The sequence below is a fragment of the Nocardiopsis mangrovi genome, from assembly GCF_042653925.1.
In the GTDB taxonomy this organism is placed as follows: domain Bacteria; phylum Actinomycetota; class Actinomycetes; order Streptosporangiales; family Streptosporangiaceae; genus Nocardiopsis_B; species Nocardiopsis_B mangrovi.
The window spans coordinates 14,145-33,823 of the sequence record NZ_JBHSFQ010000035.1 but is presented as its reverse complement, the minus strand read 5'-3'; the positions used below and the strand labels follow the sequence as shown (position 1 = coordinate 33,823).

Below are 19,679 nucleotides of genomic sequence, written 5' to 3'. Positions count from 1 at the left end.
CGCGTTCGTGTCGTGCCTCACAATCAACCATTGACTCACATCGTGGACATGTGCTCATAATCTAGGCCATCTGCCGGAAGAGGTGTGATTCACGGCACGACCCCATGTGATCACCAGCGAACAGGACCACCCCCATGTCAGACACTGCGATCCTGGTCAACACGGCCGTGGCGATCCTCGCCATCGTGTTGCTCATCGTCCGGTTCAAGCTCAACCCGCTCATCGCGCTGGTCCTGGGCTCCTGCTACCTCGGCCTCGCCACCGGGCTCGGCGTCGAGGGCACGATCGAGACCGCGGCCACCGGGTTCGGCGACGTCCTCGCCGAGATCGGCCTGCTCATCGCCTTCGGTGTGCTGATGGGCTCGCTGCTCAGCGACATGGGCGCGATCCGGCGCCTGGTCGACGGCCTGCTGCGCACCCTGGGCCCCCAGCGCCTCCCGCACGCGATGGCGCTGACCATCGCGACCTTCCTCCAGTCGATCTTCCTCGACGTGCTGCTGGTGATCGCCGCTCCGCTCGCCAAGGCGGTGGCCCCGCGGCTCGGCCGCTACGGCACCGCGCGCATGGCCACCGCGCTGGCGATCGGCCTCGAATGCGGCATCGTCTTCACCGTCCCCGGGGTCGCGGCCCTGGCCCTGGCCGGCCTGCTCGGCGTCCCGCTGGGCACCTACCTCGTCTACGGGCTCATCGTCGTGATCCCGACCGTGGCCATCTCCATCTCGATCATGACCGCCGTGCTGACCCGTGGCTGGTGGAAGCCGGAACTCGACGAGCAGGAACCCGTCGTGGTCGCCGCGGCGTCCGAGGCCGGCGCCGTGTCCACGGCGGCGGCGGGCGGCTCCGGCCACGCCGGCGAGGCCGCCGCCGGTGCGGGCGGCGACCCGGCGGACACCGGCACCGGACCGGCCGGCCCGGCCGACCAGGACCCCGCGACCGGGGACCGGCCCCGCCCCTCCCTGCTCCTGCTCTTCACCCCGCTCATCGCCGCCCTGGTGCTGGTCGCCGCGGGCGCCGTCACCGAGACGCTGGAGTGGCGCAACCCGGTCGTGGCGTTCCTGTCGACGCCGATGGTCGCCCTGCTCATCGGCCTGGTCGGCACCTGCCTCATCGGCCGCCGGGTCATGGGCCAGCCCAAGGTCGAGGACGCGCTGGAGAACGGGCTGCGGCAGAGCGGCCAGATCCTGCTGCTCAGCGGTGTCGGCGGCTCCCTCGCCGCGACCATCGAGGCCATCGGGCTCGGCGACATCCTCGGCCAGTACCTCTCGGCGGGGTCTTGGGCGCCCCTGCTGGTGGTGTGGGCGATCGCCGCGGTGCTGCACATCGCCGTCGGCTCGGTGACGATCTCCGCGATCACCGCGGCCGGCCTGCTCGCGCCCGTGGCGTCCTCGCTCGGCCTGGAGCCGGTGCTCATCGCCCTGGCCGCCGGGGCGGGGTCGCTGTTCATGGTGCACCTGACGAGCAACACCTTCTGGCTGCTCCAGTCCCTGATGGGCCAGACCACGCGCGGCACCCTCAAGACCTGCTCGGTGGGGGTCTCCCTCGCCTCGGTCGTCGCCCTGGGGCCCATCCTCGCCCTGAGCCTCTTCCTCTGACCGCAGAAGACAGGAGAACGAGAACGCATGCGCAACGAGCCGACACGCCTGCCGCTGGAGGGCGTCCGGGTGCTCGAACTCGGCAACTACATCGCCGGGCCCACCGCCGGGCGGATGCTCGCCGACTTCGGCGCGGAGGTGATCAAGGTGGAGCGGCCCGGGCGGGGCGACGAACTGCGGAACTGGCGCCTCTACGCCGGCGACGTGTCGATGCTCTTCCGCACCGTCAACCGCAACAAGAAGTCGGTCGTGCTGGACCTGAAGACCCCCCTGGGCCGCTCCACCGTACTGGACCTCGCCCGCCACTGCGACGTCGTCATCGAGAACTTCCGCCCCGGCACCCTGGAGAAGTGGGGGCTGGGCCCCGATGTTCTGGAGGAGGCCAACCCCGGCATCGTGCTCGCCCGCGTCTCCGCGTTCGGCCAGACCGGCCCGCTCGCCGGCCGCCCCGGGTTCGCCGCCGTCGCCGAGGCCATGGGCGGGCTGCGCCACCTCGTCGGCGAGGCCGACCGGCCGCCGGCGCGCGTGGGCGTGTCCATCGGCGACTCCATCGCCGGCCTGTACGCGGCGTTCGGCGTCATGGTCGCCCTGTTCGAGCGGGAATCGGCCGCAGCGCCGTCGCGGGACGCACCGGCGGCGCGCCCGCCGCTGGCCGAGCGCGCGATCGACGTCGCGCTGCACGAGGCCGTCTTCTCCATGATGGAATCGCTGGTGCCCGACCACCTGGCCTACGGGGTGGACCGGCAGCGCGTCGGCGGCCGGATGGAGGGCATCGCCCCCTCCAACGCCTACGTGTGCGGCGACGGCGCCAGCGTGGTCATCGCGGGCAACGGCGACTCGATCTTCCAGCGCTACATGGACGCGATCGGGCGGCCCGACCTCGCCGCGGACCCGGACCTGGGCAGCAACGCCCGACGCTGGGAGCGGCGCGACGAACTCGACCGCGCCATCTCCGACTGGACCGCCGCCCGCACCCGCGACGAGGTCCTGGAGCGGCTGGAGGAGGCGGGCGTCCCGGCGGGGCCGATCTACACCGCCGCCGACATCTGCGCCGACGACCAGTACCGCGCCAGGGACATGATCCAGCGCCTGCCCGTCGACACCGGCGCGGGCGAACCGGCGGAAGTGGGCTTCCCGGGCATCGTGCCGCTGATGGGGCCGGCCTCGCTGCCGATCCGGTCGGTCGGCCCCGACCTCGGCGAGCACACCCGCGACGTGCTCGCCGCCGTCCTGGGGCGCAGCGAAGCCGAGATGGACGAGATCACCGGGCACACGGAGGCGCGCGCATGACCACCACGTTCCAGCCGCAGGCGACCCTGCGCGACGTCACCCTGCGCGACGGGCTCCAGCTCACCGGCAAGCCGCTGGCGACCGACCGCAAGGTCGCGGTGGTGCGCGAACTGCTGGAGATCGGCGTCCCCGCGATCGAGATCGGCTCGCTCGCCCGCCCCGACCTGGTCCCCTCCATGGCGAACACGCTGGAGGTGATCGAGCGGCTCGACCCCGACGAGCTCGCCCGCTGCTGGGTCTGGGTCGCCACCCCCCGCCACGTCGAGAAGGCGGCCCTGGCCGGCGCGGTCAACTTCCAGTACTGCCTGTCGGCGTCCGACGCCCACAACAGGGCCAACATCGGGCGCCCCACCGAGGCCAGCCTCGACGCCATGCCCGCCGCCGCGGAGCACGCCCGGTCCGTTTCGGGCCGGATCCAGCTGTGCGTCGCGACGTCCTTCACCTGCCCCTTCGAGGGCGCGGTGCCCGAGGAGCGGGTCCTGGCCATCGCCGCCGACGAGCGGACCCGCGGCGCCGCCGACATCGTCGTCTGCGACACCCTCGGCCAGGCCGTCCCCGCGCAGGTGGCCGGCCTGATCGCGCGGGTCGCCGCGCACACGCCGCCCCGGCGCGTCGTCTACCACGGGCACGACACGTGGGGCCTGGGCGTGGCGAACTCCCTGGCCGCGGTGGCCGCCGGCGCCGCCGAGGTCGACGGTTCACTGGGCGGGCTCGGCGGCTGCCCGTTCGCGCCCGGCGCCAGCGGCAACGCCGCCACCGAGGACCTGCTCTTCGCCCTGCGGCCCGACTGGCTCACACCGGCGGCCTTCGCCGCGATGGTCGGGCTGACCGACGGCCTCCTCGCCGACCTCGGCGAGCCCAACCGCTCGCGCGCGGTGCAGGGCGCCCACTCCAGCGCCACGGCGTTCCCCTGGGCCCTGGCCGCCGGCGCGGAACGGGACGCGGGGTGAACGGGCGTCAGGCCGGGTACCGGCCGCCCAGCGCCCGGGTGATCCGCTCGGCGTGCTCCACCAGCACATCGACCCACTCGACGCACGTGTCATGAGGCATCCGCAGCGTCGGCCCCTGGACGGTCAGCGCGCCGACGAGGTCGGCCGCCGAGTCGAACACGGGGGCCGACAGCCCGGAGGCGCCGTCGACCCTCTCGCCGACGGTGATGGCGTATCCTTCGACCAGCGTCCGCTTGATCAGCTCACGCAACTCATCCCGGTCGGTCACGGTGCTCTCGGTCAGCTGCGGCAGCTCGTGGCCGAGCGCCAGATCGGCCAGGCCGGGGTTCCACGCCAACAGCACGCGGCCCGACGATCCCACGGTGACCGGCGCGATCCTGCCCACCGCCATGTCCCGCCGCAGCGCGTGGCGGGTCTCCGCGACCGCGATGCAGACCCGGTACTCGCCCTCGGCGCGGAAGAAGCAGGCGGTCTCGCCGGTGAGATCGCGCAGGTCCTTCAGAACGGGGTTGACCACGGCCAGCACATCGAGGTCCTTGGTCCCGGCCGCCGCCCAGTACGCCATCCGCGCCCCGATCCGGATCCGGTCGTCGGCACGGTCCAGGAACCCGTGGGCCACCAGGTTGGTCACCAGCCGCTGCACCGTGGAGGTGGGCAGCCCGGTCTCCTGCTGGATCTCGCGCAGCGTCAGCGACGGGCGGTGCAGGGTGAAGGCGTTGAGGATCTCGGTGATCTTCCCGAGCACGAGCAGCGGCGCCTGCCCGGAGGCGCCCTTCTCCTTGGCGGGACCGCGCCCGCCCGCCTCGCGGTTGCTCATACGCTCGAAGATACGACAGGAGCGCGGCCCATGGCCCGCGGCGCAGGCGCTCCCGACTCTAGGGAAAGAGGACGGCGTTGACTGAGAACGCCCCGGACACAGGCGCGACACCCCCTTCGGTGACGGCGGCCGATGTGGCCATGGCCGCGGCCCGGTTCACGGGCGTGATCCCGCCCACCCCGTTGCAGCGCAACGACCGGCTGTCGCTCCGCCACGACCTCGACGTGTGGCTCAAGCGCGAGGACCTCAACACCGTCCGCTCCTACAAGGGGCGCGGCGCGCTGAACTTCGTGCAGTCGCTCGGCGCGCGCGAGCGCGAGCAGGGCGTGGTCTGCGCGAGCGCCGGCAACCACGGCCAGGGCGTGGCGTTCGCCTGCGCCTCGCTGGGCATCCAGGCGCGCGTCTACCTGCCCCGGACCACGCCGCGGCAGAAGCGCGACCGCGTGGCGCGGCTGGGCGGGGCCAGCGTGCAGACCGTGGTGACCGGCGAGACCTACGACGACGCCGCCGCGGCGGCGCGCGAGGACGCCGAGTCCCTCGGCATGACGCTGCTGCCGGCCTTCGACGACCCCCGCACGATCGCCGGGCAGGGGACCGTCGTCAAGGAGGTCATCGAGCAGCTCGGGCGCGCGCCCGATGCCGTGGTGGTGCCCGTGGGCGGCGGCGGGCTGCTCGCCGGCACCCTGACCTGGCTGCGCGAGACCCACCCGGGCGTGCGGGTCATCGGCGCCGAGCCGCTGGGCGCGGCGAGCATGGCCGCCGCGCTCCAGGCCGGTCGGCCGGTGGAGCTGGAGCACATCGACCCCTTCGTCGACGGCGCCGCGGTGCGCAGGGTCGGCCGCTACACCCACGCCATCGCGGCGGCGGGGGAGCACCCCGCCATGGTCGCGGTGGCCGAAGGCCGGATCTGCGTCGAGATGCTCGACCTGTACCAGTCCGACGGCATCATCAGCGAGCCCGCCGGCGCGCTGGCGGCCTCGGCGCTCGGCCCCGACCTGGGCCTGCCCGCCCGCTCGACGGTCGTGTGCATCCTCTCCGGCGGCAACAACGACGTCAGCCGCTACGCCGAGATCGTGGAGCGCGCGCTCATCCACGAGGGCCGCAAGCACTACTTCCTGGTCGACTTCCCCCAGGAGCCGGGGGCGCTGCGCCGGTTCCTCGACGACATCCTGGGCCCCGACGACGACATCACGCTCTTCGAGTACGTCAAGCGCAACAACCGCGAGACCGGCCCCGCCCTGGTGGGGGTGGAGCTCGGCGCCCCCGAGAACCTCCAGCCCATCCTCAAGCGCATGGACGCCGCACCCCACCGGGTGGAGCGCATCTCGCCGGACAGCCCGCTGTTCACGTTCCTGGTGTGACCGGGGCCGGGGCCCGGCCCCGGCCCTAGCCGACGATGGCGTGCTCCTCCGGGTAGTCGTACTGCCGGGCACGGCTGCGCAGCGCCAGCGCGGTGGCCAGGGTGATGGGGCCGACCCGGCCGATGAACATGAGCAGGATCAGCACCATCTGGCCGGAGGCGGGGATGTCGGCGGTGATCCCGGTGGACATCCCGACCGTGGCGAAGGCGGAGATGACCTCGAACAGCACCTGGTCGAGGGTGAACGGGGTGATGGTGATCAGGTAGAGGGTCGAGACCACCACCAGGCCCAGCGCGAGCAGGGTCACGGTCGCCGCCTGCTGCTGCACCCCGACCCCGATCTTGCGGTCGCCGACGTGCACCTGCGTCTCGCCCCTGATGTTCGACAGGATCACGAAGCCCAGCAGGGCGAACGTCGTGACCTTGATGCCGCCCGCGGTCCCCGCGCTGCCGCCGCCGATGAACATCAGCATGTCGTTCACGAACAGCGTCTGGGTGGTGAACTCCGCGACGTCGAGGCTGTTGAAGCCGACGGTGCGCGGCATCACCGAATGGAAGAACCCGGCCAGGAGCTTGTCGGCGGGGTCCATCGGCCCCAGGGTGCCGGGGTTGTCCCACTCCATCGCGGAGATCAGCACCGTTCCGATGACCAGCAGCACGGCGGTCGCCCACACGGTGATGCGGGTGTGCAGCGACCAGCGGCGGTGCTGGGGGTGGCGGCGCCGCCAGATCTCGACCCAGACGGGGAACCCGAGCCCGCCGGCGATGACGGCGAACGCGATGGGCAGGGTGATCCACGGGTCGGTGGCGAAGCCCATCAGGGAGTCGGAGTACAGGGCGAAGCCGGCGTTGTTGAAGGACGATACGGCGTGGAACACGCCGTGGTAGACGGCCCGCCCCGCCGGGTAGCCGTAGCCGAGCCCGAAGCGCAGCGCCAGCAGGGCCGCCGTCACCGATTCGAACAGCAGCGTGAAGCCGATGATCCCGAGGGCGAGCCGGCGCACGTCCCCCAGCCCGAGTGCCTTGGTCTCGCCGCCGGTGGTGACCTGGAGCCGGAGGTTGATGCTGCGCCGGACGGTCAGGATGAGGACCGAGGCCAGCGTCATGATGCCGACCCCGCCGATCTGGATCAGGACGAGGATGGTCCACTGCCCCCACAGCGACCAGTGGGTGGGCGTGTCGACGACGATGAGCCCGGTCACGCAGACCGCCGAGACCGCGGTGAACAGGGCCTCGATGGGCGCGGTCGGCTCGCCGGCCGTGGACGCGCCCGGGAACATGAGCGCCGCGGTACCGGCCGCGACGGCCAGGGCGAACGTCGCGACCGTGATCTGCGGCGGCCGCGCCCACCGGCGGAACACCGACCCGCTGTTCCGGGAGGCCGCGAACGGCCACCGCCGGCGGGTGGTCCCGCGCCGGTCGCCGGGTCCGTCCCCGCCTGCCGCGCCCATCGGCCTCCGCCCCAGAGGTGGTGATCGTCGTCCCAGGTCACACTAGGACTCTCACACCCCGCTGGGGGAGGAGGACCCCGTAAGGGTTCCGTATGGGATCGCCCGGCCCCGCCCGCTCGCCCGCCCGGCCGGGCGAGCAAGCGGGTGCGTCAGGGGTGGGCGGTCAGGTACCCGCCCATGGTGCGGAAGTATTCCGTTGCGGCGAGGTCGGTGCCGTCCTCGGTGCGGACGCGTTCGATGAGCAGCCCGTGGTGGCGGCCGTCGCGTGCGCCCGCCCCCGCGACGATGACGATGCCCTCGCCCTCGCGGATGAAGATCCGCCCGGGCGTGCCGCCGTAGCGGCCCTGCGACACCGACGCCCCGGTCACCTGGAGCCGCCGGCCGCGGTGGAAGGTGTAGGCGCTGGGGTAGGGGTCGGACTGGGCCCGCACCAGCCGGTCGATGTCGGCGGCCGGCCAGGTCCAGTCGATCCGGCCGTCCTCGACCGACCGCTTGTGGAAGAACGACGCCTTCGAGCGGTCCTGCGGGGTCCAGTCGGTGCGCCCGGACGCGATGCGGTCGAGGGACTCGGCCACCACCGGCCCGATCAGGTCGACCGTGGCGTGGAAGAGGTCGGTGGCGGTGTCGCGGGGGCCCACGGCGACCGCGCGCCGGGTCACGATCGGCCCCGCGTCGAGCTCCTCGTCCATCATGTGCGCGGTCACGCCCACCTGCTCCTCGCCGTTGATCAGCGCCCAGATGAGCGGGGAGAAGCCGGCGTAGGCGGGCAGCAGGGAGTCGTGCACGTTCAGCGTGCCCTTGGCGGGCAGGGTGAAGATCTCCGGCGGGATCCAGGTGCGCCAGTTGTTGGCGACGATCAGGTCCGGCTCGGCCTCCTTGAGGCGGGTGAGCAGGCCGGGGTCGTCGTCGAGCCGGGTGCGCAGCAGCACGTCCACGCCGTTGTCGGCGGCGAGGCCGGCCACCGAGTCCGACCAGATCCGCTCGTAGGCGTGGTCGGACTCGGGGTGGGTGACGACGAGGACCACCTCGTGCTCGGATTCCAGGAGCGCGCGCAGGGTCCGGTGGCCCCACGTCTGGTACCCGAACATGACGATCCGCATGAAATACCCTCCTCGACTCACGACAGCGGCGTTAAGTAAAGCAAGCCTTGCCTAATTAGACAAGGGGGACGCGCTCTCGGAACCGCCCTGGGCGGCGAGGATCCCGGTCAGCAGCTCCGACCAGGCGGCGATCGTCGGCCGTTCGGCGAGCTCCCCGAAGGGCGCCTCGATGCCGAGCGCCTGCCAGCGCACCGACAGCGACATCATCGACATCGAGTTCAGGCCCAGCTCGAACAGGCTCGCGTCGGGGGCGACCTCGGCCGGCTCCACCCCCAGCACCTCCGCGATCGCGGCGCGCAGCCCGTCCACGCCGACCGCCTCCGCCGCGGCCGCCGCCTGTGCCTGCTCCGCGGCCTGGTCCTGACTGCTCATCTGCTGCTCCTCGCATCGGGTCGGGGTGAACGCCGCGTCGATCACGGCGGGAAGGTGGTCGTTGAGGTAGAAGTGCCCGCCGGGCAGCACGAGCGAGGTGAACGCCCCCGTCGTGGCCGCGCCCCACGCGTCGATGAGCCCGGCCGGCATGGCCGGGTCGGCGTCGCCGGCCAGCGCGACGACGTCGACATCGAGCAGCCCGGCCCCGGGCCGGTAGCGCTCGATCAGCCGGAAGTCGTTGCGGATCACCGGCATGAGCAGGGCGGCCATCTGCGGGTCGGCCAGAGCATCGCCGCCACCGCCGCCGAGGACCTTGAGCGCGTCGCGCACCCCCGCGTCGTCGCGCAGGTGCACGGGGTCGGCGACCGGCGCCTGCGCCGCCGGCCCGGGCCGTGCCGAGACGACGAGGCGGTCGACCAGCCCTGGCCGCGTCCGGGCCAGCGCCAGCGTGAACTCGTGGGCCACGGACGCGCCCATGCTGTGCCCGAACACCGTGACGGGCCCGGCCGGCGCCGGCCCCACGGCCGCGGCCACGGCGGCCACGAGCGCGGCCATGCCGTCGATGAGGGGCGCGCCGATCCGGTCCTCGCGGCCGGGGTACTGCACGGCCCACACCTCGACGCCCTCGGGCACCAGCGCCGCCCACTCCCCGTACGCGCTCGCCGCCCCGCCCGCGTGCGGGAAGCACAGCAGGGTCCGCGCGGGCGGCGCGCCGCGGCCGGCCCCCCGCCCGCCGCCGTGGCGCGGCGGCGCGAACCGCCGCACCCACGGCACCGGGACGCCCGCACCGGTCACGTCGCCAGCTCCGATTCGACCTCGTCGTCGGACAGGGCGAGGACCTGCTGGTACAGCTCCGCGACCCGGGCCAGGCGCCCCGGCTCGGCCTCGGCGGACAGCAGCGCCGCGGCCATGCCCGCCACGGTCCGGCCCGCGAATAGCGCCATCAGCGGCAGGTCCGGGCTCTCCAGCGCGTCGCGCAGCCCGGCCAGCACTCGGGTCGCGGTCACCGAGTCGCCGCCGAGCACGAAGAAGTCGTCGGACGCGCCCACGGGACCCGCCCCCAGGACCTCCGCCCACTCCTGCGCGATGGTCGCCTCCAGCGGCGTGCGCGGCGCGGTGAACGCCTCCGTACCGCCGCCGCGCGGCGACGGCGCCCCCGATTCCAGCGCCGCTCGGTCGACCTTGCCGTTGGCCGTCAGCGGGAGGGCGGCGAGCACGGTGACCGTGGCGGGCACCAGGTGCTCCGGCAGGGCGGCGCGGGCCGCGGCGCGCACCGCATCGGGGTCGGCGGACCCGGTCACATAGGCGGCGAGCGCCCGGTGGCCGGGCCGGCCCTCATGGGGCACCCCCACGACGACGGCGGCCTCCACCCCCGGCTGCGCGCCGAGAACGGCCTCCACCTCGCCGGGCTCGATGCGCATCCCCCGCACCTTCACCTGGGCGTCCGCCCGCCCCGCGAACTCGATGGACCCGTCGGGCAGCACCCGGCCCAGGTCGCCGGTGCGGTACAGGCGCGTGCCGCCGCGCACCACGAACGACGCCGCGGTGCGCTCGGGGTCGTCCCAGTAGCCGCGCGCCACTCCGGGGCCCGCGCAGTACAGCTCTCCGACGACGCCGTCGGGCCGATCGGCGCCGCGCTCGTCGAGCACGTGGTAGGCGGTGTTGGCGATGGGCCTGCCGTAGGGGATCGACGGGCGCTCCAGGTCCTCGGGGCGCACGCGGTGCCAGATGTTCCACAGCGTCGTCTCCGTCGGCCCGCCGACGCTCACCACCTCGGCCCCCGGGGCGCGCTCGCGCAGAGTGGCGACGAGGCGCGGCGGGACCCAGTCGCCGCCGAGGAAGGCGGCGCGCAGGCTCCGCGGCGCGGCGCCCGACTCCATCAGCATCTCCATCATGGCGGGCACCGAGTTCCACAGGGTGACCCCGTGGGCGTCGATCAGCTCGGCCCAGTGCGCGGCGTCGCGCGAGCGCCCGGCGTCGGGGACGACCACGGTTCCGCCCGCGCCGAGGACCCCGAACAGGTCGAACGCCGACATGTCGTGGTGCAGGGCGGTCACCGCCAGGCAGGTGTCGGCGGGGCCGACGCCGAACTCCTCGCGGGTGGCGTGCAGCGCGTTGACCATGCCGCGGTGCTCCACCATCACCCCCTTGGGGCGCCCGGTGGAGCCGGAGGTGAACAGCACGTAGGCGAGGTCGCCGGGCGATCCCCGGTGGCCATCGGCGGTGGTCGCGGAGGGGCCAGGGGAGTCAACGGAGTCCGCGGTGGCGGCGGACGCGGTGAGTCCGGCGAAGGCGGCGGCGTCGATCACCTGCTCGGCGCCCGCCTGCTCGACGACCGCCCGGATCCGCTCCTCGGGCGCGCCCGCGTCGATCGGCAGGTAGGGCGCGCCGGACAGCAGCACACCGTAGGCGGCCACGACCTGCTCCCACCCCTTCTCCAGCACCACCGCGACGGGCGCGTCGGTGCGCGCCCCCGCCGCGCGCAGCTCGCGCGCGAGCCCGGCGGCGCGGCGGTGCAGCTCGCCGTAGGTCAGCTCGACCGTGGGGGTGATCACGGCCGTCGCGCCGGGGTCGGCCGCGGCGTGGCGCAGGAAGCCGTCCTGGACGAGTTCGCCGGGGATCTCCCGCGCGGGGCCGTGCAGGCCGCCGCGCGCGTGGTCGCCGGGCGGGACGAGGTCGAAGCCGGTGGCGGACCACCCGCCGCTGTCGGTGAGGCGGCCCAGGACCGTGCCGAACGCGGCGAACAGCCGGTCGGCCAGGGCCGGGGGCAGGAGCTCGGCCACGGCGTCGAAGTTGTACACCAGGCCCGCCGCGGTCTCCTCGATCTGCACGTCCAGGTACACCTGCGGGGTCTGGGAGATCGCGAACACCCGGGGCAGCACGTGGCCGAGCAGCGGCCGTTCTCCGGCGGTGAAGCCGATCGTGCTCGTGAGCACCACCGGCATCAGGGCCCCGTTGGCGCCCCCCGAGGCGCGCACGAGCTCGCGCAGGACGCGCACCCCCGAGTACTCCTGGTGGGCGAGGTCGTTCCAGAACGTGCGCTGGAGGCGCCGGGCCCGGTCGGTGAACGTGGCGTCGGGATCGCGGAGGTCCACCTCCAGCAGGGAGAACGAGGCGAACTCGCCGAGCAGCTCGTTGGCACGCGGGTGCAGGGGGAACCGGTTCATCCGCGGGACGTTGAGGGTGAAGTGCGCCGAATCGCTCCACACCGCCAGCACCTCGGCGAAGGCCGCCAGGCACACCGATGTCGGGGTCAGGCCGGCGGCGGCCGCCTGTGCCTTCACCCGGGTCCATTGCGGGGCGGGCAGGGTGGCGATGCGGCTCGTCCAGCGGGGCCGGCGCACCGTGGCGGGGTCCTCGGCGAGCGGCAGGCGGGGGGCGGGGGGCAGCCCCGGCAGCCGCTCGTGCCAGTAGTCCCGTGCGCGGCGGTGGCGGTCGGTGCCCTCCATGGCGGCTTCGGCCAGGACGTAGTCGCGGTAGCCGATCTCCAGCGGGGGCAGGTCGAGCCCCGGGTCGTCGTAGAACCGGGTGAGGTCGGCGATGAGCAGCTGCCAGCTCAGGTAGTCCAGGACGAGCGCGTCGAAGCTGACGTGCACCCGGCTGCGCCGGTCGTCGAGCCGGCTCACCACCACCGCGAACAGCGGCCACACGTCCGCCGGCCGCACCTCGTGGGAGAGCCGCTCGCGCACCTCGCGGAGGGCGGGGGCGGGGTCGGTGCCGCGCAGGTCGACGATCTCGGGGGTGAACTCGCCCGGGTCGGCGAGCACCTGCTGGCGCCCCTCGTCGGGCAGCACCACCGCGCGCAGCACGTCGTGGCGCGCGACGGCGCGGCGCCAGGCCAGCGTGAAGCGCTCGACGTCGAGCTCGCCCTCGTACTCGTAGTAGGCGTGCGTCGAGACGTTGCCCAGTTCGAACACGCCGGTGCGGCCGAGCAGGTACGCCTGCTGCTGGTCGGTCAGCGGGAACGGCTCGAACCGGTTCGCGGGGTCGGCGACCGCCGGGGGGTAGGGCGACGCGGGTCGGCGGGGGGCCATCAGGTCCTCTCCTTCACCGGGGCGGTCCCGGTCGTCGGGGCCGCGGAGCCGGCGGCGGCCAGGCGCCGGGCCAGCTCCGCGGGGGTGGGGTGGGTGAACAGGTCGGCGATCGGCAGGCGGACCCCGGCCTCCTGCTCGATGCGGTCGCGCAGCCGCACGAGCATCAGGGAGTGCCCGCCGCCCGCGAAGAAGTCGTCGTCGGCCCCCACCGCGGGCCGGTCCAGCGCCGCGGCGTGCAGCCGGCAGGCGAGGACCTCCAGCGGGGTCGCGGGCTCCCGGGAGCCCGCCGCGGCGCCGGCGCCCGCGGGGGCGGGCAGCGCCCGGCGGTCGAGCTTGCCGTGCGCCGTCAGCGGGAGCGCCGCCAGCTCCACGAACGCGCTCGGCACCATGTAGGCCGGCAGCTCCGCCAGCAGGGCGGCGCGCACCCGGTCGGGGTCGAGCGGCCCGTCGGGCACGAGGTAGCCGACGATGCGCCGGTCGCCGGGGGTGTCCTCGCGGACGTCGGCCGCCGCCCCCGCGACCCCCGGCAGCCCGGACAGCGCGGCGGTGACCTCGCCCAGCTCGATGCGGAACCCCCGCACCTTGACCTGGTCGTCGGCGCGCCCCACGTAGTCCACGTCGCCGCCCGGCATGTGCCGCACGAGGTCGCCGGTGCGGTACATGCGGGTGCCGGGCGGTCCGTAGGGGTCGGCGACGAAGCGCTCGGCGGTGAGGGCGTGGCGGCCGAGGTAGCCGCGGGCCAGGCCGTCCCCTGCCAGGTAGAGCTCGCCCACCACGCCCGGCGGCACCGGGCGCAGCCCCTGGTCGAGCACATAGGCGCGGGTATTGGCGGTCGGCCGCCCCACGAGCGGGCGCTCGGCCGCACCCACGCGCGCGGCCAGCGCGTCGACGGTCGCCTCGGTGGGGCCGTAGAGGTTGTAGCCCTCCGTCCCGGGCAGCGCCCGCACCTGCTGCCACAGCGACGGCGGGACGGCCTCGCCGCCGACGCCGAGCACGAGCAGCGGGCACCCGCCGTCCCGGAACAGCCCGGCGGCGGCCAACTGCGCCGCGTGCGAGGGGGTGACCTCGATGAAGTCGATCCGCTCCCGCTCGATCAGCGCCACCAGCGCCTCGGGGTCGCGCTGCACCTCCTGCGGCAGGATGTGCAGCTCGTGCCCGTCGAACATCCACAGCTGCGGCTGCCACGACGCGTCGAACGCGAACGACCAGCCGTGCGCCACCCGCAGCCGCCGCCCGCCCGCGCGGGCCGCGGCCGGCCGGTACAGCGTCTCCCGGTGCGAGGCGAACAGGTTGACCACGCTGCGGTGCTCGACCACCACCCCCTTGGGCGTGCCCGTGGAGCCCGACGTGTAGATGACGTAGGCGGGGTGGCGCGCGGTGAGGCCCGTGGCCGGCGGGGACGACGGGTGCCCGCCGGTGTCGGTCCGGTCCAGCACCAGCACCGGCGCGTCCCCGCCCGGCTCCAGGCCGGAGGCCGTCACCACCAGGACCGGGTCGGCGTCGGCGATGAGCAGGGCCCGGCGCTCGGCCGGGTACTCGGGGTCGATGGGCACATAGGCGGCCCCCGACTTCAGCACCGCCAGGATGGCCACCACGGTCTCGGCGCCGCGCGGCAGCAGCAGCGCGACCCGCCGCTCCGGGCCGGCGCCCCGCGAGCGCAGCTCGTGCGCCAGCCGGTTGGCGCTCGCGTCCACGTCGGCGAAGGTGCGGCGGTCGTCGCCGCACACGAGGGCGACGGCGTCGGGCGTGCGGGCCGCCTGGGCGGCGAACAGCGCGGGCAGGGTGGCCGCGTCGGGAGCCCCCGCCTCCGGGCCGTTCCACACCGACTCCAGCGCCGCGGCCTCGTCCGGGGTGAGCAGGTCCAGCTCCCCGATGGTCCGGCCGGGATCGGCGACGACCGCGCGCAGCACCGCGGTGAAGCGCCGGGCCATGCCGGCGGCCGTCGCGGCGTCGAACAGGTCGGCGCGGTAGCGCAGCACGCCGTCGAGGCCGTCGGCGCCCTCCACCCCCATGAGGTCCAGCGACAGGTCGAACTTGGCCTCGCCGGTGGACGCCTCCTCCGGGGCCACGCCCAGGTCGCCCAGCCGCAGCGCGCCGGCGGGCAGCGTCTGGTAGGCCAGCATCACCTGGAACAGCGGGTGCCGCGCCAGCGAGCGGGCCGGGTTCAGCTCCTCCACCAGCCGCTCGAACGGGATGTCCTGGTGGGCGTAGGCGGCCAGGCCGGCGTCGCGGACCCGGCGCAGCAGGGCGCGGAACGCGGGGTCGCCGGAGGTGTCGGTGCGCAGCACCAGGGTGTTGACGAAGAAGCCGACCAGGTCGTCGAGCGCGTCGTCGGTGCGCCCCGATACCGGCGACCCGATCGGGATGTCGGTGCCCGCGCCCAGCCGGGTGAGCAGCGCCGCGAACGCCGCCTGGACCACCATGAACAGGCTCGCGTCGTGCGCCGCCGCCAGCTCGCGCAGCGCGCGGTGCAGGTCGCCGGGGATGCGCAGGCCCACCTCCCCGGCCACCCGGCCGGCCACGGCGGGGCGCGGCCGGTCGGTGGGCAGCGGCAGCTCCTCGGGCAGCCCGGCCAGGGCATCGGCCCAGAACCGGGCCTGCTCGGCGAGCACCCCGCCGGCCCCTTCGGCGAGCAGCTCGCGCTGCCACAGCGTGTAGTCGGCGTAGTGGAGCGGCAGGTCCGGCCACTCGGGGGCCGCCCCCGCCAGCCGGGCCCGGTAGGCGCGGTCCAGGTCGCGCAGGAGCGGCAGGACCGAGGCGCCGTCGGCGCTGATGTGGTGCACGAGCAGCAGCAGGACGTGCTCCTCGGCGCCCGCCCGGAACAGGGTGGCGCGCAGCGGCGGCTCCTCGCCCAGGCGGAAGGAGTGGCGGGCCGCCGCCTCCAGCCGGGTGCGCAGTTCCTCCTCCCCGGCGACCGCCACGACGGGCAGCGGGGGTGCCGCGGCGGCGCGGACCTCTTGGCGGGGGGTGCCGCCGTCGTCGGGGTAGAGGGTGCGCAGGCTCTCGTGGCGCCCGGCCACGTCGGCCAGCGCCGCCCGCAGCGCATCGGCGTCGAGCGCCCCGGTGAGCCGGAGCGCGAAGGGGATGTTGTAGGCCGGGTTGGGCCCGTCCATGCGGTACAGGAACCACATCCGCTGCTGGGCGAAGGACAGCGGCAGCACCTCGGGCCGCCGGGCCCGCCGCAGCGGCACCGGGGTGCGCGCGCCGTCCACGCGGGCCGCCAGCTCCGCCACCGTCGGTGCCTCGAACACAGCGCGCAGCGGCAGGTCGGCGCCGAGCACGGCGCGGATCCGGCCGGTCAGCCGCGGAACGAGCAGCGAGTGCCCGCCCAGGCCGAAGAAGTCGTCGTCGATGCCGACGGACGGCACCGCCAGGACCTCGGCGAACAGGTCGCACAGCAGTTCCTCGCGCGGATCGCGCGGCCGGCGGCCCTGCGCACGGGCCCCGGAGTCGGGGGCGGGCAGGGCGGCGCGGTCCAGCTTCCCGCTCGGCAGCACCGGGATCGCGTCCAGGACCACGAAGGCCGCCGGGACGAACGCGGCGGGCAGCTCGCCGGCCAGCTCCCGGCGCAGTTCCGCCGGGTCCACGCCGCGGCCCGGGGCGGCGACGACGTAGGCCGCGAGCGAGCGCTCGCCGGGCCGGTCCTCGCGCACCGCGACCACGGCCGCGGCCACCTCGGGACGGCGCAGCAGGGCCGCGGAGATCTCGCCCGGCTCGACCCGGAACCCGCGGATCTTCACCTGGTCGTCGGACCGGCCGATGAACTCCAGTGCCCCTTCGGCGTTCCACCGCACGAGGTCGCCGGTGCGGTACATGCGGGTGCCGGGCGGTCCGTAGGGGTCGGCGACGAAGCGCTCGGCGGTGAGGGCGTGGCGGCCGAGGTAGCCGCGGGCCAGGCCGTCGCCTGCCAGGTAGAGCTCGCCCACCACGCCCACCGGAACGGGGGACAGGCCCGCGTCGAGCACGTAGGCGCGGGTGCCCGGGTCCGGCGGGCCGATCGGCACCGGCGCGGCCATCCCCGCGCGGCAGGCGCCCAGGGTGGAGTTCACGCTGACCTCGGTGGGGCCGTAGGCGTTGAACATGCGCCGGCCCGGTGCGTAGCGGTCGACCAGGGCCGGGGTGACCTCCTCGGTGCCGGCCAGCAGGCCGATCCCCTCGGGCAGGCGGGCGTCCTCGGGCAGCGCGGCCAGGAGGGCGGGCGGCAGGATGGCGTGGGTGACGCGCTGGTCGCGCAGGTGGTCGGTGAGCGCCCGGCCCGCGACCCGCAGGCGTGCGGGGATCACCACCAGCGTTCCGCCGGTGCACATCACCTGCACCAGCTCCCACCAGGCGACGTCGAAGCCGGGCGAGGCGAACTGGGCGACGCGGCTGTCGGCGCCGACCCGCAGCCGCTCGGTGTGGGTGGCGATCAGCTTCCCGATGCCCGCGTGCGGGACGACCACCCCCTTGGGGCGGCCGGTGGAGCCGGACGTGTAGATCACGTAGGCCGGGTGCTCGGGGCGCAGGCCGACGGGGCGGAGGGCGTCGTCGCCCAGCGGTGCGTCCAGGGCCACCATCGGGACGCCGGGGGCCAGCCGCCCGATCCGCGCGGCCGGCTCGCCGGAGGCCACCGCGCAGGCGGGACGGGCGTCGGCGAGCATGAAGGCGAGGCGGTCGTCGGGGTGGTCGGGGTCCAGCGCCAGGTAGGCGCCGCCCGCCTTGAGCACGCCCAGCAGCGCGACGATCAGGTCCACGCCCCGGGGGACCGACACGGCGACCACGCTCTCGGGGCCCACCCCGCGCTCCTGGAGCGCCGCGGCGACCCGGTCGGTGTGCGCGTCCAGCTCGGCGTAGGTGAGGACGTCGTCCTCGCAGGTCACCGCCTCGGCGTCCGGGGCCGCGGCGACCCGGCGGGCGAACTCGGCCGGCAGTGTCGTGCGGGGGTAGGTGCCGGTGGCGTTCCACGCGTGCAGCACCGTGCGGGCCGCCTCGCCGCCCAGGAGCCCGAGCCGGCCCACCGGGCGCCCGGGGTCGGCGGCGATCTCGGTGAGCAGGTGCGCGGTCGCGTCGGCGAGCCGCCGTACGCGGTCGCGGTCGAGCAGGTCGGGGCGGAAGTCCAGGCGCAGGGTCAGCCGGTCGCCGGGGACCGCGCTCAGCGTGAGCGGGTAGTGGGTGGCGTCCCGGCCGGCCAGCGGGGTCAGCCGCAGGCCGGGGGCGGGGGACAGCGCGGTGTCCGGGTCGAAGGGGTAGTTCTCGAACACGGCGAGGGTGTCGAACAGGTCGCCGCCGCCGGCCGCCTTCTGGATGGCGGCCAGGCCGAGGTGGCGGTGGCCCAGCAGGTCGGCCTGCTCGTCGCGCAGGCGGGCGAGGGCGCCGGCGACGGGTTCGCGCGGGTCCAGCCGCACCCGGACGGGGACGGTGGCGATGAGCAGGCCCACGATGGACTCCGCGCCGGGAAGCTCGGCGGGCCGCTCGGACACGGTCGTGCCGAACACGACGTCGTCGCGGCCCAGCACCCGGGCCAGCAGGGTCCCCCAGGCGAGCTGCACCACCGTGTTGACGGTGACGCCCTGGGCCCGGGCGAACCCCTCCAGTGCGCCCGCCGCCTCGGGCGCGAGGCCGACGGTGACCCTCTCCGGGACGGCGGCGGTGCGGGCGGCGTCGCCGGGCGCCACCATCGCCGGCTCCTCCAGGCCGGACAGGGCCTTGCCCCACGCGGCCTCCGCGGCGCCCCGGTCCTGGCGGGCCAGCCACGCCAGGTACTCCCGGTAGGGGACGGGGGCGGGCAGGGGCGGGGCGGTGCCGTCGGCGGCGTAGAGCGCGAACAACTCCGTGACCAGCACCGGCAGCGACCAGCCGTCGAGCAGGATGTGGTGGTGGGTGACCACCAGGCGGTGCCGGTCGGGCGCGGTGCGCAGCACGGCGAACCGCACGAGCCCGGGCCGCGCCAGGTCGAACCGGCGGGCGCGCTCGGCCCGCGCGACCTCCTCGGCCCGCTCGTGCGGGTCGGGCGCGCCGGTCAGGTCGTCCTGGTGCCATACCGGCTCGGCCGCGGCGGGGATCAGCGACACCGCCTCCCCATTGCGGCGCCTGCGGAAGCACGCCCGCAGCACCGGGTGGCGGTCCAGGAGCGCGCGGCAGGCCGCGCGCAGCCGCCCGGTGTCGAGCGGCCCCTCCACCTCCAGCACCTGCTGCACGGTATAGACGTCCGGCCCGTCCCCCGCGGCCTCGGCCTGGAACAACAGGCCCTCGGCCAGCGGGGACAGCGGCAGAATGTCGTCCAGTCCGGACCGGCTCACGGGCAACTCCACAGGTTCGTCGGCATCGGGGGTCGTGGCGCGGGGGTACGGGTGGCCGCCCCGGGAGGACGCGCGTCCGCGCCGTCCGGTGCGGACGCGGCGGGCTGCGGCACACATCGGGCCGCGGCGCCGGAGGCGGACCGCGCGGCGGCGGGGGTGAACGGTGCGGCGCCGCCCCGAGGGCGGTGCGGGACGTGCCGTCCCGCACGGGTGGGCGGCGGGGGCCCTTTCACCGTTGCGCCGATGGTGCCGGGTGTGGCGGCGCTCCCCGGGGCGGGTTCGCCCCGGGGCACCGCCGCCCAGATCGCGGAGGCGGGTCGACGCGGGTGCGGCAGCACTCGTCGCACCGGCGCGTGCGCCGGGAGGCGGCCGCCGCCGGATCCGGATGGCGCGGGACGGTCGTCCGTTGACGCGGCGGCGGTGTCCGGGCGGCGG

10 protein-coding genes are annotated in these 19,679 nt (G+C 75.2%); 4 read left to right on the top strand and 6 right to left on the bottom strand.

Going from position 1 to position 19,679, the window contains the following annotated elements; translation table 11 throughout:
* Positions 1 to 134: 134 nt before the first annotated feature.
* The 3 genes from ACFO4E_RS25800 to ACFO4E_RS25790 are packed head-to-tail and all read left to right on the top strand — an operon-like array spanning position 135 to position 3,832.
* Entirely contained in the window at positions 135 to 1,592 is a 1,458-nt protein-coding gene (locus tag ACFO4E_RS25800) for a GntP family permease (protein ID WP_378579075.1), read from the top strand.
* Positions 1,593 to 1,619: 27 nt separating this feature from the next.
* On the top strand, positions 1,620 to 2,882 hold the full coding sequence (locus ACFO4E_RS25795) for a CaiB/BaiF CoA transferase family protein (protein ID WP_378579074.1): 1,263 nt from the start codon (positions 1,620 to 1,622) through the stop codon (positions 2,880 to 2,882).
* Positions 2,879 to 3,832, top strand: coding sequence for a beta/alpha barrel domain-containing protein (locus ACFO4E_RS25790; protein WP_378579072.1), 954 nt, complete (start codon positions 2,879 to 2,881; stop codon positions 3,830 to 3,832). Before ACFO4E_RS25795 ends, ACFO4E_RS25790 begins: the two co-directional genes overlap by 4 nt.
* A 7-nt stretch (positions 3,833 to 3,839) precedes the next feature.
* Here ACFO4E_RS25790 and ACFO4E_RS25785 read toward each other — a convergent pair whose 3' ends face one another.
* A complete protein-coding gene (locus tag ACFO4E_RS25785; protein WP_378579071.1) occupies positions 3,840 to 4,649 on the bottom strand; it encodes an IclR family transcriptional regulator in 810 nt (269 codons plus the stop codon).
* Positions 4,650 to 4,726: 77 nt separating this feature from the next.
* On the opposite strand from ACFO4E_RS25785, the gene ilvA reads away from it, so the two are divergent.
* On the top strand, positions 4,727 to 6,010 hold the full coding sequence (gene ilvA, locus ACFO4E_RS25780) for a threonine ammonia-lyase IlvA (RefSeq protein ID WP_378579070.1): 1,284 nt from the start codon (positions 4,727 to 4,729) through the stop codon (positions 6,008 to 6,010).
* Between the two features lie 25 nt (positions 6,011 to 6,035).
* On the opposite strand, the gene ACFO4E_RS25775 is transcribed toward ilvA, so the two are convergent.
* The 5 genes from ACFO4E_RS25775 to ACFO4E_RS25755 form a co-directional block, all read right to left on the bottom strand.
* Positions 6,036 to 7,460: a TrkH family potassium uptake protein gene (locus tag ACFO4E_RS25775; protein WP_378579068.1), complete on the bottom strand. Its 1,425-nt coding sequence runs from the start codon at positions 7,458 to 7,460 to the stop codon at positions 6,036 to 6,038.
* A gap of 149 nt (positions 7,461 to 7,609) precedes the next feature.
* Positions 7,610 to 8,560, bottom strand: coding sequence for a methionyl-tRNA formyltransferase (locus ACFO4E_RS25770; protein WP_378579067.1), 951 nt, complete (start codon positions 8,558 to 8,560; stop codon positions 7,610 to 7,612).
* Positions 8,561 to 8,611: 51 nt separating this feature from the next.
* Positions 8,612 to 9,727, bottom strand: a complete 1,116-nt coding sequence (locus ACFO4E_RS25765) for an alpha/beta fold hydrolase (protein WP_378579066.1) — start codon at positions 9,725 to 9,727, stop codon at positions 8,612 to 8,614.
* Positions 9,724 to 12,966 carry a non-ribosomal peptide synthetase gene (locus ACFO4E_RS25760; protein ID WP_378579064.1) on the bottom strand — a complete coding sequence of 1,081 codons (3,243 nt, stop codon included), beginning with the start codon at positions 12,964 to 12,966 and terminating at the stop codon, positions 9,724 to 9,726. The genes ACFO4E_RS25765 and ACFO4E_RS25760 overlap by 4 nt, the downstream gene beginning before the upstream one ends.
* Entirely contained in the window at positions 12,966 to 19,244 is a 6,279-nt protein-coding gene (locus ACFO4E_RS25755; RefSeq protein ID WP_378579063.1) for an amino acid adenylation domain-containing protein, read from the bottom strand. The genes ACFO4E_RS25760 and ACFO4E_RS25755 overlap by 1 nt, the downstream gene beginning before the upstream one ends.
* Positions 19,245 to 19,679 lie beyond the last annotated feature (435 nt).

Coding starts and splice junctions, on each gene's coding strand:
- ACFO4E_RS25800 (WP_378579075.1), top strand. CDS start 135: ATGTCAGACACTGCGATCCTGGTCAACACGGCCGTGGCGATCCTCGCC.
- ACFO4E_RS25795 (WP_378579074.1), top strand. CDS start 1,620: ATGCGCAACGAGCCGACACGCCTGCCGCTGGAGGGCGTCCGGGTGCTC.
- ACFO4E_RS25790 (WP_378579072.1), top strand. CDS start 2,879: ATGACCACCACGTTCCAGCCGCAGGCGACCCTGCGCGACGTCACCCTG.
- ACFO4E_RS25785 (WP_378579071.1), bottom strand. CDS start 4,649: ATGAGCAACCGCGAGGCGGGCGGGCGCGGTCCCGCCAAGGAGAAGGGC.
- ACFO4E_RS25775 (WP_378579068.1), bottom strand. CDS start 7,460: ATGGGCGCGGCAGGCGGGGACGGACCCGGCGACCGGCGCGGGACCACC.
- ACFO4E_RS25770 (WP_378579067.1), bottom strand. CDS start 8,560: ATGCGGATCGTCATGTTCGGGTACCAGACGTGGGGCCACCGGACCCTG.
- ACFO4E_RS25760 (WP_378579064.1), bottom strand. CDS start 12,966: ATGGCCCCCCGCCGACCCGCGTCGCCCTACCCCCCGGCGGTCGCCGAC.